Origin of the sequence: Olsenella sp. DNF00959 (assembly GCF_001553055.1) — a bacterium.
In the GTDB taxonomy this organism is placed as follows: domain Bacteria; phylum Actinomycetota; class Coriobacteriia; order Coriobacteriales; family Atopobiaceae; genus Olsenella_I; species Olsenella_I phocaeensis.
Window position 1 is genome coordinate 352,148 of record NZ_KQ960123.1, and the last position, 15,122, is coordinate 367,269.

General features: G+C 68.9%; 9 protein-coding genes and 3 tRNA genes. 10 read left to right on the plus strand and 2 right to left on the minus strand.

Annotation, left to right across the window (positions count from 1 at the left end; all coding sequences use genetic code 11):
* Positions 1 to 4: 4 nt before the first annotated feature.
* The 7 genes from HMPREF1868_RS01520 to HMPREF1868_RS01550 all read left to right on the plus strand — a co-directional run bounded on the left by HMPREF1868_RS01520 (position 5) and on the right by HMPREF1868_RS01550 (position 10,468).
* On the plus strand, positions 5 to 1,060 hold the full coding sequence (locus tag HMPREF1868_RS01520) for an ABC transporter permease (protein WP_062529769.1): 1,056 nt from the start codon (positions 5 to 7) through the stop codon (positions 1,058 to 1,060).
* A gap of 59 nt (positions 1,061 to 1,119) precedes the next feature.
* Positions 1,120 to 3,162, plus strand: coding sequence for a dipeptide ABC transporter ATP-binding protein (locus tag HMPREF1868_RS10155; RefSeq protein WP_062529771.1), 2,043 nt, complete (start codon positions 1,120 to 1,122; stop codon positions 3,160 to 3,162).
* Between the two features lie 175 nt (positions 3,163 to 3,337).
* Positions 3,338 to 5,134, plus strand: a complete 1,797-nt coding sequence (gene pepF / locus HMPREF1868_RS01530) for an oligoendopeptidase F (protein WP_062529773.1) — start codon at positions 3,338 to 3,340, stop codon at positions 5,132 to 5,134.
* A gap of 166 nt (positions 5,135 to 5,300) precedes the next feature.
* The gene (locus HMPREF1868_RS01535) at positions 5,301 to 7,082 is read left to right on the plus strand and encodes an ABC transporter family substrate-binding protein (protein ID WP_197414911.1); all 1,782 of its coding nucleotides are present in this window, start codon (positions 5,301 to 5,303) and stop codon (positions 7,080 to 7,082) included.
* A 127-nt stretch (positions 7,083 to 7,209) separates the two neighbouring features.
* A tRNA-Leu gene (locus HMPREF1868_RS01540) sits at positions 7,210 to 7,300 on the plus strand.
* Between the two features lie 102 nt (positions 7,301 to 7,402).
* Positions 7,403 to 9,622, plus strand: a complete 2,220-nt coding sequence (locus HMPREF1868_RS01545) for a SpoIIE family protein phosphatase (protein ID WP_062529775.1) — start codon at positions 7,403 to 7,405, stop codon at positions 9,620 to 9,622.
* Positions 9,623 to 9,736: 114 nt separating this feature from the next.
* The gene (locus HMPREF1868_RS01550; RefSeq protein WP_062529777.1) at positions 9,737 to 10,468 is read left to right on the plus strand and encodes an anti-sigma factor antagonist; all 732 of its coding nucleotides are present in this window, start codon (positions 9,737 to 9,739) and stop codon (positions 10,466 to 10,468) included.
* A 673-nt stretch (positions 10,469 to 11,141) separates the two neighbouring features.
* Here the strand turns inward: HMPREF1868_RS01550 and HMPREF1868_RS01555 are convergent.
* Together HMPREF1868_RS01555 and HMPREF1868_RS01560 are read right to left on the minus strand one after the other, a co-directional pair.
* Positions 11,142 to 11,215: transfer RNA gene (locus HMPREF1868_RS01555), tRNA-Cys, on the minus strand.
* Between the two features lie 39 nt (positions 11,216 to 11,254).
* Positions 11,255 to 11,330: transfer RNA gene (locus HMPREF1868_RS01560), tRNA-Gly, on the minus strand.
* Between the two features lie 264 nt (positions 11,331 to 11,594).
* Here HMPREF1868_RS01560 and HMPREF1868_RS01565 point away from each other — a divergent pair.
* From HMPREF1868_RS01565 to HMPREF1868_RS01575, 3 genes are read left to right on the plus strand one after another with little or no spacing between them, the layout of a single operon-like run.
* Positions 11,595 to 12,497 carry a putative ABC transporter permease gene (locus HMPREF1868_RS01565; protein ID WP_009277816.1) on the plus strand — a complete coding sequence of 301 codons (903 nt, stop codon included), beginning with the start codon at positions 11,595 to 11,597 and terminating at the stop codon, positions 12,495 to 12,497.
* Entirely contained in the window at positions 12,494 to 13,804 is a 1,311-nt protein-coding gene (locus HMPREF1868_RS01570) for a cysteine desulfurase family protein (protein WP_082719465.1), read from the plus strand. The genes HMPREF1868_RS01565 and HMPREF1868_RS01570 overlap by 4 nt, the downstream gene beginning before the upstream one ends.
* Complete coding sequence (locus HMPREF1868_RS01575) at positions 13,804 to 15,021, plus strand: MnmA/TRMU family protein (protein ID WP_062529779.1); 1,218 nt, start codon at positions 13,804 to 13,806, stop codon at positions 15,019 to 15,021. The genes HMPREF1868_RS01570 and HMPREF1868_RS01575 overlap by 1 nt, the downstream gene beginning before the upstream one ends.
* The last annotated feature ends 101 nt before the right edge of the window (positions 15,022 to 15,122 follow it).

Sequence of the window (15,122 nt, forward strand, 5' to 3'; positions counted from 1 at the left end):
CGCGATGTCAGACGAAATCAGGCAGGACGCTCCCCAGGCGGAGGGCGACGCACGGCAGGCCGGCGACGGGGAGGGCAGGCAGCTCACCAACGCCGAGCTCGAGCTCCTCGCCGACAAGATGGGCGGCTCCGGCGGCGAGGTCAAGCGCATAGGCTACCTCTCGCTCATCGGCAGGCGCTTCGTGCGCCAGCGCAGCGCCATGGTGGGGCTGGTGATCCTCGTCCTGCTGGTGCTGATGGCCATCTTCGGTCCCCACGTCACCCCCTTCACCTACACCGACCCGGACTTCACCTCCCTCAACGTGCCGCCCAACGCCACGCACTGGTTTGGCACCGACGGCGGCGGCTTCGACCTCTTCGCCTGCGTGGTGCACGGCCTGGGCCGCTCCCTCGTCATCGGCGTCATCTACTCGGTGCTCACCACCGTCATCGCGGCCGTGGTGGGAACCTCCATCGCCTACGTGCGCGGCGTCCCCGAGAAGATCGGCATGTGGTTCCTGGACATGCTGCTCATCATCCCGAGCTTCCTCCTCGTAGCCATGGTCGTCCGCGCCGCCAGCGGCACCCAGGGCTGGGTCACGCTCATCGTGGGCCTCACCGCCTTCGGCTGGATCGGCTACGCCCGAACCCTGCGCACCATGGCCCTCTCGCTGCGCGAGCGCGACTACGTGCGCGCCGCCAAGTACATGGGCGTGTCCCCCTTCAAGACCATCGTGCGCCACCTCATCCCCAACCTGGGCTCCATCCTCATCCTGGACACCGTGCTGGGCGTGATAGGCGGCATCAACTCCGAGACCGCCTACAGCTTCCTGGGCCTGGGCATCAAGGCCCCCGACACCTCGCTGGGCTACCTGCTGAGCCAGGGCTCCTCCGCAATGCTCTCGGCCCCCTGGATCGTCCTCATCCCCTCCGCCGTGCTGATCGTGCTCTGCGTGAGCATGCAGCTCATCGGCGACGGCCTGCGCGACGCCATCGACCCCTACTCCCGCGCGGCCGGCAGCGTCGAGGATGACGCAGAGGATGATACCGAGCTCGTCCAGGCCGCAATCGAGGCGCGCTAGCGCGCAGCCCATGGCGGCAGCGCCGCCTACCCGTCCAACCAACAGCAACGGAGCGAGATATGGCCGAGAAGGCAAACGACAGCACGAGGGGCACGTGGGTTCCCCAGGACGACGTGATTCGCTACGAGCTCCTCGAGGGCAACGGCCCCAAGGGCGCGCCCCAGGGCGACCCCATCATGAGCGTGCGCAACCTCAAGGTCTCCTTCGCCACCGAGGCCGGCAGGGTCGACGCCGTCCGCGGGGTCAACTTCGACCTGTGGCGCGGGCGCACCTTGGGCATCGTCGGCGAGTCGGGCTCGGGCAAGTCGGTCACCGCCCTCTCGCTCATCGGGCTCCTGGACGACAACGCCAAGGTGGGCGGCTCCGTCAAGTTCGACGGCGAGGAGCTCGTGGGCAAGTCGGACGAGCAGATGGCGGCCTTCCGCGGCAAGTCCATCTCGATGATTTTCCAGGACCCCCTGAGCGCCCTCACGCCCATGTTCACCATCGGCGAGCAGCTCGAGGAGACCCTCCTCATCCACAATCCGCAGATGGGCAAGCAGGAGCTCCGCGCGCGCTGCGTCGAGCTCCTGCGCATGGTGGGCATCACCAATCCCGAGGAACGCCTGGACGCCTACCCGCACGAGTTCTCGGGCGGCATGCGCCAGCGCGTGGTCATCGCCATCGCCATCGCCAACGACCCCGACGTGATTATCGCCGACGAGCCCACCACGGCCCTCGACGTGACCATCCAGGCCCAGATTCTGGACGTCCTGGCCGTGGCCCAGCGCGAGACGGGCGCCGCCGTCGTGCTGATTACCCACGACCTGGGGGTCATCGCCGGTACCGCAGACGACGTCCTGGTGATGTACGCCGGGCGTGCCGTCGAGCGCGCGAGCATCGACACCATCTTCGACCAGCCCTCGCAGCCCTACACCATGGGCCTTTTGGGCGCCGTGCCCAAGCCCCACGTGGCGGCCGAGCATCGCCTGGTCCCCATCAAGGGCAACCCGCCCTCGCTGGCCGCCATCCCCAAGGGCTGTCCCTTCTCCCCCCGCTGCCCGATGGCGAGCGGGAAGTGCTTTGAGGTCGAGCCCGTCCTCGAGCCCTTCGACGCCGCCGAGGGCCACCTCGTCAGCTGCCACAAGCTCGCGGAGATCCGCGAGCGCCACCTGAGCTTCCAGGAGGTCTACCCCGAGCTCGAGCCCCTGCCCGCAAAGTGGGCGGAGGTCCCCCGCGACCAGCGCCCGGTGGTCCTCGAGGTCAAGGACCTGGTGAAGACCTTCCCGATCCAGGGCAAGGGCCTCATCCGCCGCGACCGGGGCACCATGTGCGCGGTCGACCACGTGAGCTTCAAGATCCACGAGGGCGAGACGCTTGCGTTGGTGGGCGAGTCAGGCTCCGGCAAGTCCACCACCCTCATGCAGATCATGGACCTCGTGAGGCCCGAGCACGGCAGCATCGAGGTGCTGGGCCGCGACATCACGACCCTGCGCAACAACCGCGAGAGGCGCGAGCTCAGGCGCGACCTGCAGGTCATCTTCCAGGACCCCATGAGCTCGCTTGACCCCCGCATGCCCATCTACGACGTGCTGGCCGAGCCCCTGCGCGCGCAGAGGTGGTCCGCGAAGGACATCAACTCCCGCATCGGCGAGCTGATGCACCTCGTCGGCATCAACCCAGACTACGTCGACCGCTTCCCCAGCCAGTTCTCCGGCGGCCAGCGCCAGCGCATCGCCATCGCCCGCGCCCTTGCCACGCGCCCCAAGATCCTCCTGCTCGACGAGCCCATCGCCTCGCTGGACGTCTCGATCCAGGCCGGCATCATCAACCTGCTCGAGGACCTGCAGGTGCAGCTCAAGATCTCATACCTCTTCGTCGCCCACGACCTCGCCGTCATCCGTCACATCTCCGACAGCGTCGCCGTGATGCACCTGGGCAAGATCGTGGAGCAGGGCGACACCGAGGAGGTCTTCACCAACCCGCAGGACCCCTACACCAAGGCCCTGCTCTCGGCCATCCCCATCCCCGACCCCAAGGTGGAGCGCTCCCGCGAGCGCCTGGTCTACCAGGACGGGAAGCTCGTCTCGTCCTCGAGCCTCTTGCCCACGCTGGAGGGGTAGGGGAGAGGTCCCTCCTCCGCCTGCCGTGGTCTCCCTTGGGGAGAGGCATTCGGAGCTGGGGCGCACTTTGCTGGATTCCCAGGGCGGTCCGCGACGCTGCGGGCCGCCCTGCGCTATGTTGTTGGGGTCGAACGGCCCATCCCTATGCGCAGGCGCTGCGCGAACGGAGGATCAGATGGCAGAGAGCTACAAGTCCCGCGCGGACGTCCCCGAGAGGTACACCTGGGACACCAGCGGGCTCTTCGCGGGCGACGAGGCGGCCGGCGCCGCGTTCGAGGCGGCGCAGGCGCTTCCCGCCGAGCTGGAGTCATGGAAGGGCAGGGCGCTCGAGAGCGCGGAGGGGCTTCTCGCCTTCCTCCGCCTCGAGGACGAGGTCACGCTCAAGGTGGCCCGCCTCTACGAGTACGCCGCCCGCAAGGCCGACGAGGACACTCGCGTCGGGCGCTACCAGGACATGCTCGCCCGCCAGCGCTCGCTCATGGCAAGCGTGGACGCGGCGAAGTCCTGGTTCGAGCCGGCGCTCCTCTCGCTTGACGAGGCCACGCTGGACGCGTGGTGCGAGGAGTGCGAGGGCCTGGGGACGTACCGCCGCGCGCTGGACAAGATCCGAGCCCTCGCCAAGCACGTGCTCACGCCCGAGCTCGAGGCGCTCTTGGCCAAGGCCCAGGAGATGGCCGCCAGCCCCGAGGTCGGCTTCTCCATGCTGAACGACGCCGACCTGCGCTTCGCCGACGCGCTCGACTCCAAGGGAGAGGCGCACCCCATCACGCACGGCAGCTACGGCACGGCGCTGATCAGCCCCGACCGCACGCTGCGCGAGAACGCCTACAAGAGCGTCTACGGCAGCTATCGTGGCGTGCGCAACACCTCGGCGGCCCTCCTTGCCGCCCAGATGAAGCAGCTCGAGTTCTTCGCCACCGCCCGTGGCTACGAGAACACCCTAGATGCCTCCCTCGCCCCCACCGAGGTGCCCCGCGCCGTCTATGAGTCCCTCATCGAGTCCGTGCACAGGAACGCCCCCGCCATGCACCGCTACATGGCGCTGAGGGCCCGTGCCCTGGGCCTCGAGCAGGCCCGCTACTGGGACGTCTACGTGCCCATAGTCAAGATGCCGGAGCGCCGCTACAGCTTCGAGGAGGCCTGCGACCTCATGCTCGAGGCCCTGGCACCCCTGGGCGAGGACTACCTCGCCGTGGTGAGGCGGGCCATAGACGAGCGCTGGATCGACGTGTACGAGACCCCGGGCAAGGCGAGCGGTGCCTACTCCTCCGGCGGCCGCGGCCTCACGCCCCTCATCCTCCTCAACTTCATGGGCACCCTGGAGGACGTCTTCACCCTGGTGCACGAGATGGGACACTCGCTCCACACCTACCTGGCCAGCAAGGCGCAGCCCACGCGCTACGCCGACTACGAGATGTTCGTGGCGGAGGTGTCATCCACCACCAACGAGATGCTCCTCATGCGCTACCTGCTCGACCATGCGGCAGACGACGCGGAGCGCGCCTACCTCCTCGACGACCTCTGCGGCAAGTTCAAGGGCACGCTCTACCGTCAGACCATGTTCGCGGAGTTCGAGATGCTCGCCAACGACGCCTCCCAGGCGGGGGAGGGGGTCGGAGCGGAGGCCAACAGCAGGCGCTACCGTGCCCTCAACGAGCTCTACTACGGGCCCGCCGTCCTGACGGACGAGGACATCGCCCTGGAGTGGTCCCGCATCCCGCACTTCTACTACGACTACTACGTCTACGTCTACGCGACGAGCTTCGCCGCGGCCGTGGCGCTCTCGGACAAGATCCTGGCCGATGGCGCGCCGGCGGTCGAGCGCTACCTGGGCTTCCTCGCGGGCGGCAGCTCGAAGCCCCCGCTGGAGCTGCTCGCCGGGGCGGGGGTTGACATGGCCTCCGGCAAGGCGGTCGACGACGCGCTGGTGCGCTTCGGCCAGGTCGTGGACGAGCTGGATAGCCTGATCTAGCGACGGGCCGCAGGGCGGGTCACCTCGCGGCCCCTTTGTCCCAGTACACAAGCTTGTAACAATCGGGCAGGGATTTTTTTATCTTTTTGAAATAAAATGTGAACAGGCATCCGTCGGGGTGCATGCATTTCGCCGTGCGCACGTCGCGCAGGAAATTGGAGGAGAAATGATTTCTAACATCGTCTCGCGTCGCTCGTTCGTGGGCATGGCCGGTGCGGCTGCGGCTCTCGCCGGCCTCGGACTTGCAGGCTGCGGCGGTTCGGGCAACTCCGGCAGCGGCTCCGCCGGCGCCGACACGGGCGTCGAGCCCCAGAACGGCTCGCCCGCAACCACTCCCATCGACCAGCTGCCCCTGCCCGAGAAGGGCAAGACCTACGACAACCCGCTCAGCCGCGACAAGGTCAAGGACGGCGGCACCCTCGTGCTCCCCGTCACCGAGGTCGGCCCTGACTTCAACTACTTCAGCGTGAACGGCAACACCGTCTACATCAACTGGTTCTGGTACTTCTACATGCCCACGCTCTTCACGGTGGACGCCACGGCCTCCGCGTTCACGCCCAACCCCAACTTCGTCGCGTCCGCGTCGGCCGACATGGTGGACGGCAAGCAGGTTGCCACCATCACCCTTGCCGACAAGGCGAACTTCAACGACGGCACGCCCATCGACTGGCGCTCCATCGAGGCCGTCTGGAAGTGCTGCAGCGGCGCCGACGAGAACTACACCCCCTCCTCGACCGACGGCTTCGTCCAGGTCGAGAGCGTGGTCAAGGGCGAGACGGACAAGCAGGCCGTCATCACCTTCTCCCAGCCGTACTACCCCTGGCAGAACCTCTTCCAGAGGGTCCTGCACCCCTCCGCGGCGACGGTCGACGCCTTCAACAACGGCTGGGTGAACAACCCGCACAACGAGTGGGCGGCCGGTCCCTTCGTCGTCGACAGCTCCGACGAGACCCAGATCACCTTCAAGCGCAACGAGAAGTGGTGGGGCGACGAGGCCAAGCTGGAGACCGTCACCTTCAAGCAGATGGAGTCCCAGGCGATGTTCAACGCCTTCAAGAACGGCGAGATCGACGCCACCGAGCTGGGCGCCTCCGGCACCGGCGAGATGCTCTCCAACTTCGTGGGCATGGAGAACACCGAGATCCGTCGTGCCGACTCCAAGTCCATCGCCGTCATCGAGGTCAACTCCACCCGCGAGGGCCTGAAGGACGAGGCCGTGCGCAAGGCCTTCATGCAGTGCATCAACACCGAGACCATCGTCGGCATCGTCTACCAGGGAGTCAACTGGAAGGAAGACCGCATGGGCTCGCTGGTGATCGCCCCCTGGATGGATGGCTACGAGAACAACCTGCCCGAGGACGTTGCCGCCAACACCACCGCCGAGGCCCAGGCCGAGGCCGCCAAGAAGACCCTCGAGGCCGCTGGCTACGAGATGGGCTCCGACGGCTACTACGCCAAGGACGGCAAGCAGGTGACCTTCTCCTTCACCGCCATCGGTGACTCCAACGTGGTCAAGAACCGTGCCGCAGCCATCCAGAAGATGGCCAAGGACGCCGGCATGAACCTGACCATCGACAACAAGCCCTCCTCCGAGTTCTCCAAGACCCTCACGGGCGGCGAGTGGGACACCATCCTCTTCGGCTGGTCCTCGGGCTCCGCCTCCTACAACAACGGCGGCCAGATCTTCGGCTCCCAGAGCTCCTCGAACTTCACCCACTGCGGCAACGCCGAGCTCGACGCCAAGTTCCTCGCGGTCACCGGCATCGCCGACCACGCCGAACAGATGAAGGCCTTCAACGCGGCCGAGAAGGAGGCCCTGAAGTCCTACGCCTTCATCCCCCTGTTCGCTGGCGCAGACGCCATCGCCTGCAAGGCCGGCCTTGCCAACTGGGGTCCCGCGCTTCTGAAGGACATCGTCGCCGAGAACGTCGGCTGGGCCAAGGAGTAGCGTCCAAGACGGCATCCGCCGATGCCTCTGGGTTGGGGTCCCCTTGGCCTCAGCCCAGGCAAAAAAGTTGTTGCCACGGGGCAAAGGCGGATGCTATAGTACTCTTTGCTGCGACGCAGCAAGCCATGTCGGAGTGGCGGAATTGGCAGACGCGCTAGCTTGAGGTGCTAGTGACTGACTAAAAGGTCGTGCGGGTTCAAGTCCCGCCTCCGACACCAGAGAATGCGAGAGGCTCCTTCGGGGGCCTCTCTTCTTGTGTATGCTTCCTCTGTGTGGCTTTGGTTGGCGCCGAGCGAGGCGCGTGACTTTGGGGGCGGAAGATGGCGAGAGGCGAGTTGGTGCGTCGCGTGGACGGCATCGGCCAGGGCAGCGTCAACGGGGCGCTGGCCGCCCTCCTCTCGCTCACGAGCGACGCCGTCCTCGCCTTCGACGGTCTGGGCAGGGTCCTCCTCGCCAACGAGCGGGCAGAGAGGCTCCTCTCGCACGCGCCCGACGGGCTCGTGGGGCAGGACGTCCGCTCCCTTTTCCCGCCGGCGGTGGGGGCGGCGCCCAGGACGCCCTTCTCGCCCACGGACCTGCCCTTCGCCCTGGAGGACGGGAGCGCGGGGTCGGTGCTGTGCCTGCGTCCCGATGGCTACTCCGCCGACCTGGCGATTCGCTGCATGCGCCTCCCCTCCGCCGGGGACACCTACCTCCTCGTGGCGCGCCAGGCCGATTCGGCGCAGGCCGCTAGGGGCGAGCACGAGCGCCTGGTGGGGGAGCTGTCGCGCGCGAACAAGAGACTCTCCGGCACGCTGCGCATCGTGCTCGAGACCCTGGGCTCGGGCGACGTCACGACCCTCTTCGACCGCGTGCTCGAGGAGGTCACCAGCACCATGGAGGCTTCCGGCACGGTCTTCTACGTGGCCGAGCCCGACGGGTACCACCTGCGAGGCGTGAGCTCCAGCCTGGGGGGCGTGCGCGTGCCGCGCTTCCTGCCGGCGGGCAGCACCCTCGAGGCCCTGAGCGTCCGCGCCCGCGAGGCGCTGCGCCTGCGCGTGCTGGCTCCCGGCAGGGAGGAGCTCCGGCGTGGCAGGCTCACCCAGCGCGAGCTCGTCAACGAGGAGACCCGCGAGGTCTATCGCGTGCGCGCGAGCCACCTGCCGCCCTTCTCGAGCCTCATCTGCGTTCCCGTGTGGTTCGGCGGGCACGTCATTGCCCTCATCGAGGTGGGCTGGCAGCAGGCGCACGTCACGAGGCGCGAGGACGGGGAGCTCCTGGACGCCGTGACGCAGTACCTCTCGGTGCAGCTCGTGGGCGCGTTCTCGGCATTGCGCACGCACAAGGAGGAGGAGCTTCGCGAGCTGGGCATACAGCTGCACGACCACGTCCTCGCCGCGGACGACGCCCGCGCCGCCACCAACGAGGCCACGGAGCGCGTCTGCAGGAGCCTGGGGGTGGCCGTGCTGCCGCTCGTGCCCCCCGGGGACGGAGGCACGGGGTTCTCGCTCGAGCTACCGGGAGGGGAGCCCAGGCGGATCGACCCGGACCTCGACGCCCTTTTGGGCAAGCACGCCGCAGACCAGGCGGTCGTCCTCCCGCTCCGCCTCGCGCCGAGCCTCCAGGAATGGCTGCAGGAGCAGGGGATGTCCCCCCTCGGTGCGCTGGTGGACCTGGGGACGCTCTGGGGCGAGCGTCGGGTCGTGCTGCTCTCGCGTCCCGCCGACGGCGAGCCCCTGGACGACGTCGAGATCGCCTTCCTGCGCACCGTGGCCCAGGGGCTGGGCGACATCTCGCGCGGGGAGGAGGAGCGCCGCCAGGACCGCCGCATCTCGCAGGCGCTGCAGACGGGCATGAGAAACGAGCTCCAGCGGGTGCCGGGCATCACCGCGCAGGGCATCTACTCGTCCGCCACCGCCACTGCTGTCATAGGCGGGGACTTCTACGACCTCATCCGCCTGCCCGACCAGCGCTCCTGCGTGATCATGGGCGACGTGAGCGGCAAGGGGGTCGAGGCCGCCTCGGTCTCGGCGGCGGTGAGGACGGCCCTCGGGGCCTACTCGTGGCAGGGCCTCCCCCCCGCGCGCATGGTGAGGCTGCTCAACGACTTCCTGCTGGGCTTCTCGCGGCTCGAGACCTTCGCCACGCTCTTCGTGGGCGTCACGGACCTTGCGGCGGGGACGCTCACGTACTGTTCCGCGGGCCACCCTCCCGCGATCCTCGTGCGGTCCGCCACGAGCCAGGTGGAGACCCTGGACGTGCAGTCCGGCGTGGTGGGCGCCTTCCACGAGATGCGCTATCGCAACGGCACCGTCCGGCTGGAGCCGGGCGACATGCTCCTGCTCTACACCGACGGCACCACCGAGGCGCGTGCGCTGGACGGCTCCTTCTTCGGAGAGGACGGGCTGCGCGACGCGGTGATGAGCGAGTTCCCCCGGGGGTTCGAGGGCGTCCTGGACCGCCTCCTCGCCCGGCTGGACGCGTTCACCGAGCGCCACCTGGATGACGACGTCGCCATGGTGTCGCTGCGCTTCGACGGGGTTCGCAGGGAGGATGCGTAGGGCTCGGCGCGCCTCTCTCGGCGGAGGTGGGGTTCCCTTGCCCGTACGGCGAAGGGCGGGGGATTCCCTTGCCTGCCCGCGTTTGCGCCTGCGCATTTTGGGCAAAAGAGCCACATGGAAGAGCATCCCAACATAGCCCTCGTGCCCGTGGACCACGACCTCGACGTGAGCTCGGTCGACGAGGTGCGGCGCACGCTGGACGCCCTCATCGACGGCGGCTGCCGGCGCATCGTGCTCAACCTCGCGGGCATGAGCTTCGTGGACTCCGCGGGCATGGCGCTGATCTTCCGCGCGGTTCGGCGCATGAGGTGCGCGGGGGGCCTCGTTTCCATCACCAACGCCAGCGACCGCGTCCTGCGCTCCCTGCGCATCGCGCGCCTGGTGGACTTCGCGCCCGTCTCGGGCTGCGGCGAGCGGCCACGGGTGCAGGAGCTCGACCCCGGCGTGCTGCCCGAGTGGCGCTCGACGCTCTCCATCGACCCGACGGACCTCGCGGGGTCGCGCCGCCGCGTGGAAAAGATGCTCGCGCGCCTGGGGCTTGCGGCCGATGCCTCCTTCGACCTCGCTCTGGCGGTGGGGGAGGCCATGGGCAACGCGGTCGACCACACAGACGGCCACTGCGCCCTGGTGACGGTGGCCCGCTACCCGGACCGTGCCGTCATCGAGGTGACCGACTGCGGCTGCGGCTACGAGCTGGAGCCCGGGAGCGAGCTTCCCGAGGTCTCTGATTCGGGCGAGAGGGGCCGGGGGATCCGGCTGATGCGCCTCCTGGCGGACGCGGTGACCATCGCGCGAAAGCCCTCCGGGCGCGGGACCGTGGTGCGCATTGTGAAGCTGCTGGGATAGGGGCGACCCGCGGGTGCGGGCGTGGGTTGCGAGGCGGGGTTCCGCTGCGGGTGCGCGATGGGCGCCGGCCGCTGCGACGCGCTCGGGTTCCGTTGCGGGCGCGGCCGTCTCGACGCGCACGACCGTCGCAGTGCGCACGACCGTCGCGACGCGCTCGGGTGCTGCGATGTTCTTTACTGCGCCGTTTCCGAGGCATCTCTTACTTTGAGGCGAGTGTGGAACACGTCGCCGCGTGCTGCCCAGGCAAACGGGCCGTGGCGTGTTCTTTACTCTGTCCGATATCGCACGTGCCGTCATGGAAGGCGAGAAGAGAACAACTACGGCCGTGAATGGCCCAAAAGCGTTCTTTACTGCCGTGCATTTGCCGCTTCTCTCACTTTGACGTGAGTTTGGAACACGCAACCGGGCGGCGTCCAGGCGCAAGCGTCGCCGCGCCACCCGCGCCGCTCGCGCTACCCGCGCGGATCGTCCGCGCCGCTCGCGCTACCTGCGCCGACCGCGCCGCCGCCCACCTCGCGCGTGCCGCAGCATGTTCTTTTTCGTGTCCGACGTCGCATCTGCCGCCAAAGAAGGCGAGAAAAGAACGCCCGGGCTCGGGGGGTGCCAGCCCAAAGGGAGCGTGCCAGCCCAAAGAAGAGGGCGACCGCCGAAGCAGCCGCCCTCTTGCGTTCGTTGGAGGCGAGACCCGGATTCGAACCGGGGATAAAGGCTTTGCAGGCCTCTGCCTTACCACTTGGCCATCTCGCCGTATGAAAAAGGCCGATCGAAACCGGCCCGATGTTCGCATGGAGCGGGCTACGGGGTTCGAACCCGCGACCTCCACCTTGGCAAGGTGGCGCGCTACCAACTGCGCCAAGCCCGCGAACGCGAGGAATAATATACGTGACGGCAACGGGCTATGCAAGCCCGAATTTCGAAAAACTTCCCCTCAGCCTTAAACGCGCAGCTAGACGTGGATAAAAACTTTTGAAGCAGACCAAGCCGCCTCGCTGCGCTATGCTCGATGGACGGTCAGGGCGCCAGGCAACCGGCCCCCGGGCCGACTGGTCGCTCCCGATCCGCCGGACCTACTCCCACTCGCCGCCGTCCCAACCCGACCCACGTCCATCCCAGAAGACGGAGCCGCATGCTTCTCAACATCCTCCTCCTGCTCGTCATCCTCCTGGTCGTGCGCGGCATCGCCCGCCTCGTCAGGTGGTTCCTCCTGTGGCTCGGCCGAGGCCGACGGCTGGATGGCGCCGTGGACATGCGCCGCATCAACCAGGACGCCGTTCGGGCCGACATAGAGGCCGAGAACGCGGCAGCTGGCGTCGAGCGACTCACGCGAGCCCAGCAGGCAGAGGTCATCGCCGCCCAGCTCATGGACCGCGAGCTCTTCCTGGCCGACCTGCACGTGGGCTGGTACCAGGTGGTCATCATCTTCGTGATCGGCTCCATGGCAGGCCTCGTCCTCGAGGAGCTCTGGATGCTCATCACGGCCGGGCTCACCCAGAGCCGCGTGGGGCTGGTATGGGGACCGTTCTCGCCTTTGTACGGCTTCGGCGCCGTGCTGCTCACCCTCGTGAGCTTTGGCCTGCGGGAGAGGGGCGCGCGCGACTGGCAGGTCTTCCTCGCCTCCCTGGCCCTGGGAGGTGCGCTCGAGCAGCTGACCGGCTGGGGCATGCAGACCCTGTTCAGCGCAGAGTCCTGGACCTACGCCCACCTGCCCGACCACATCACCCAGTGGGTCGCCTGGCGCTTCCTTGTCGCCTGGGGGCTCCTCGGGCTGGTGTGGGCCAAGCTCATCATGCCCGAGGCCCTGTACCGCATCGGCAGCCCCACGACGCGACGGCAGGTCGTCTTCGTGGTGCTCCTCGCCGCCTACCTGGCGTTGGACATCCTCATGACCGTGGCGTGCTTCCAGAGGAGGGCCGAGAGGGACGCCGGCATCCCGCCCCTCAACGCCTTCGAGGCCTGGGTGGACGTCCACTACACCGACGAGTTCATGTCGAACCGCTTCCAGAACCTCGTGGTGGGGAGGGAGCTGTGACAGCCTCGGCTGGTGGGAACATGGGAGAGGAGCGCTCGCCCGTGCCTCCCACGACGCGCGGCACGGGGGTTGACGTCGCCCCTTGCGAGGCCTACTTGGACTACGCGGCCGCCACGCCCCTCGACCCGCGCGTCCTCGAGGCGATGCTGCCTTACCTTACGGAGCGCTTCCACAACCCCTCGTCGCCCTACGCCGCCGCGCGTCGCGTGCGTGCCGACGTCGAGGACGCCCGCCGTCGCCTGGCGCTGGTGCTAGGCGCCCGTGCCGACGGGATCACCCTGACCTCAGGGGCCACCGAGGCCAACAACCTGGCCTTTGCCGCGACGGACGGACACGTGGTCACCGATGCCATCGAGCACCAGAGCGTCCTGCGCGTCGCCGAGGGACGGCCGCACACGCTGGTGGGGGTCGCCGCGGACGGGCGCGTGGACGCCCATGCCATGGCCGCCGCCATCACGTCCCAGACCGAGCTCGTGAGCCTCGAGCTGACAAACGGCGAGGTGGGCTGCGTCCAGCCTGTGCGCGAGCTTGCACGGCTGGTCGCGGCGGAGCGCCGGCGCAGGCTCGAGGCGGGGGAGCCGCGCCAGCTCCTGCTGCACGTGGACGCCTCCCAGGCGACGGGTCAGCTGGCCGTGAACGTCTCGTCCCTCGAGGCGGACATGGTCACCGTGTCGGCGGCGAAGATCTATGGCCCCAAGCAGGTGGGCCTGCTCTGGTGCTCCGACCGCGTGCGCCTGCGCCCGCTGGTGTTGGGGGGCGGGCAGGAGCGCGGCGTGCGCTCCGGGACGGAGAACGTCGCCGGCATCGTAGGCTTCGCGCGGGCGTTGGAGCTCGCGGAGGCCCTGCGCCGGGAGGAGGCGGCGCGCCTGCGCGGCTTGCGACAAGACATGGAGGCCGAGCTGCGCCGCGAGCTGCCCTGGTGCGTGGTGAGCGGTCCCAGGCAAGAGAGGCTGCGCCTGCCCGGGCTGCTGCACCTCTCGCTTCCCGGACTCGAGGCCCAACGCCTGGTCGTGCTGCTCGAGCGCGAGGGCGTCAGCGTGGGCACGGGCTCGGCCTGCGCGGCGAGCAAGATGCGGGCGTCCCACGTGCTCGAGGCGCTGGGGATGCCGCCGACCCTCTCTCAGGGGAGCCTGAGGCTCACGCTGGGCCGGCCCAGCACGCCCGAGGAGGTCGCGTACGGCACGCGGGCCATCGTGCGCTGCGTGCGGTCCGAGATGGTGCGCCTCGGCCTGGATGACGCTGCGATGTCGGAGCGCGCGGCGGCGCTGGGGGCCGCGGGCGGACGATGGCGGGGAGGCAGGGGCTGATGGCGAAGACGGTGTGCCTGGGCATGAGCGGGGGCGTTGACTCCGCGCTGGCGGCCGCGCTCCTCGTGGAGCAGGGCTTCGACGTGCGTGCGGTGTACATGCGCAACTGGTCGCGCGACCTGCCGGGGTTCCGCTGCCGCTGGGCGGACGACCTGGCGGACGCCGAGCGTGTCGCGGTGACGCTGGGCATCGGCCTCGAGGTCTGGGACTGCGAGGAGGAGTACCGGCGCACGGTGGTCGACTATCTCGTTGACGCCTACGCTTGCGGCCTCACGCCTAACCCCGACGTCATGTGCAACCAGACCGTGAAGTTTGGGACCTTTGCCCAGCGCGCGCTGGCGGAGGGCGCGGACTACGTGGCCACGGGCCACTACGCGCGCGTGGGCTCGCAGCTGGGCGAGGGGGGCGCGCCGTCCGGGGTCGTGGCGGCGATGCCGCAGGCGGGCGTCCCGGCGTCCGGGCAGGCGGGCATGGACGGCCTTGGCGCCGCGTCCGGCCTCGTCGCACCCGCGCGCCTCTTCCGCGCCGCGGACGAGTACAAGGACCAGACCTACTTCCTCTGGCGCGTCCCCGGTGAGGTTCTCGCGCACACGCTCTTCCCCATAGGCGGCTATGCCAGCAAGGCGGAGGTACGTGCCGCCTGCGCCGAGCGGGGCCTGGGCGTGGAGGCCAAGCCGGACTCCGACGGCATCTGCTTCGTGGGCGAGGTGGGCATCCGCAGCTTCCTCCTGGACACGCTGGAACGCCGCGCGGGAGACGTCGTGGAATGGGAGACGGGCCGGGTCCTGGGCCGCCATGACGGGGCTTTCCTCTTCACTGTGGGGCAACGTCGTGGGCTCGACCTGGGCGGGGGGCCTGCCCGCTACGTGGTGTCCACGGACGTGGAGAGGAACGTCGTCTACGTCAGCGCAAGCCTGGACTGCCCCGGGCTCTGGTGCCGGGGCCTGGAGCTCTCTGACGTGCGCTGGATTGCGGGACTCCCGCCTCAAGCTGGCCGCTACCTGTTGCGTACCCGCCACACGGGCGAGCTGGTCGAGGCTCTGGTCACGCCCCGCGAGCCCGACGTGGTGCACGGGCTTCCTTGGGCCACGGTCGAGTTCGACGAGCCGCGGCGCACGGTCGCGCCCGGACAGAGCGCCGTCGTGTACGACGGGCTGGAGTGCCTGGGGGGCGGCGTGGTCGTCCGCGGTCCGGAGGGCGTGCCGGGCTGGGCTTAGGAGGGGGCGGCGTACGCGCGCGTCTCTCGGCCGTCATGTCCCGTCGCGGTCATGGCTCCCGCCCCGTTCGCGTTGGTCGTGGCCCTTACCTCCCCGATTGC

Excerpts from the sequence above, each read along its gene's own strand:
- HMPREF1868_RS01575 (WP_062529779.1), top strand. The coding sequence starts at position 13,804 with ATGGCGAAGACGGTGTGCCTGGGCATGAGCGGGGGCGTTGACTCCGCG.
- HMPREF1868_RS01565 (WP_009277816.1), top strand. The coding sequence starts at position 11,595 with ATGCTTCTCAACATCCTCCTCCTGCTCGTCATCCTCCTGGTCGTGCGC.
- HMPREF1868_RS10155 (WP_062529771.1), top strand. The coding sequence starts at position 1,120 with ATGGCCGAGAAGGCAAACGACAGCACGAGGGGCACGTGGGTTCCCCAG.
- HMPREF1868_RS01550 (WP_062529777.1), top strand. The coding sequence starts at position 9,737 with ATGGAAGAGCATCCCAACATAGCCCTCGTGCCCGTGGACCACGACCTC.
- HMPREF1868_RS01545 (WP_062529775.1), top strand. The coding sequence starts at position 7,403 with ATGGCGAGAGGCGAGTTGGTGCGTCGCGTGGACGGCATCGGCCAGGGC.
- HMPREF1868_RS01535 (WP_197414911.1), top strand. The coding sequence starts at position 5,301 with ATGATTTCTAACATCGTCTCGCGTCGCTCGTTCGTGGGCATGGCCGGT.
- pepF (WP_062529773.1), top strand. The coding sequence starts at position 3,338 with ATGGCAGAGAGCTACAAGTCCCGCGCGGACGTCCCCGAGAGGTACACC.
- HMPREF1868_RS01520 (WP_062529769.1), top strand. The coding sequence starts at position 5 with ATGTCAGACGAAATCAGGCAGGACGCTCCCCAGGCGGAGGGCGACGCA.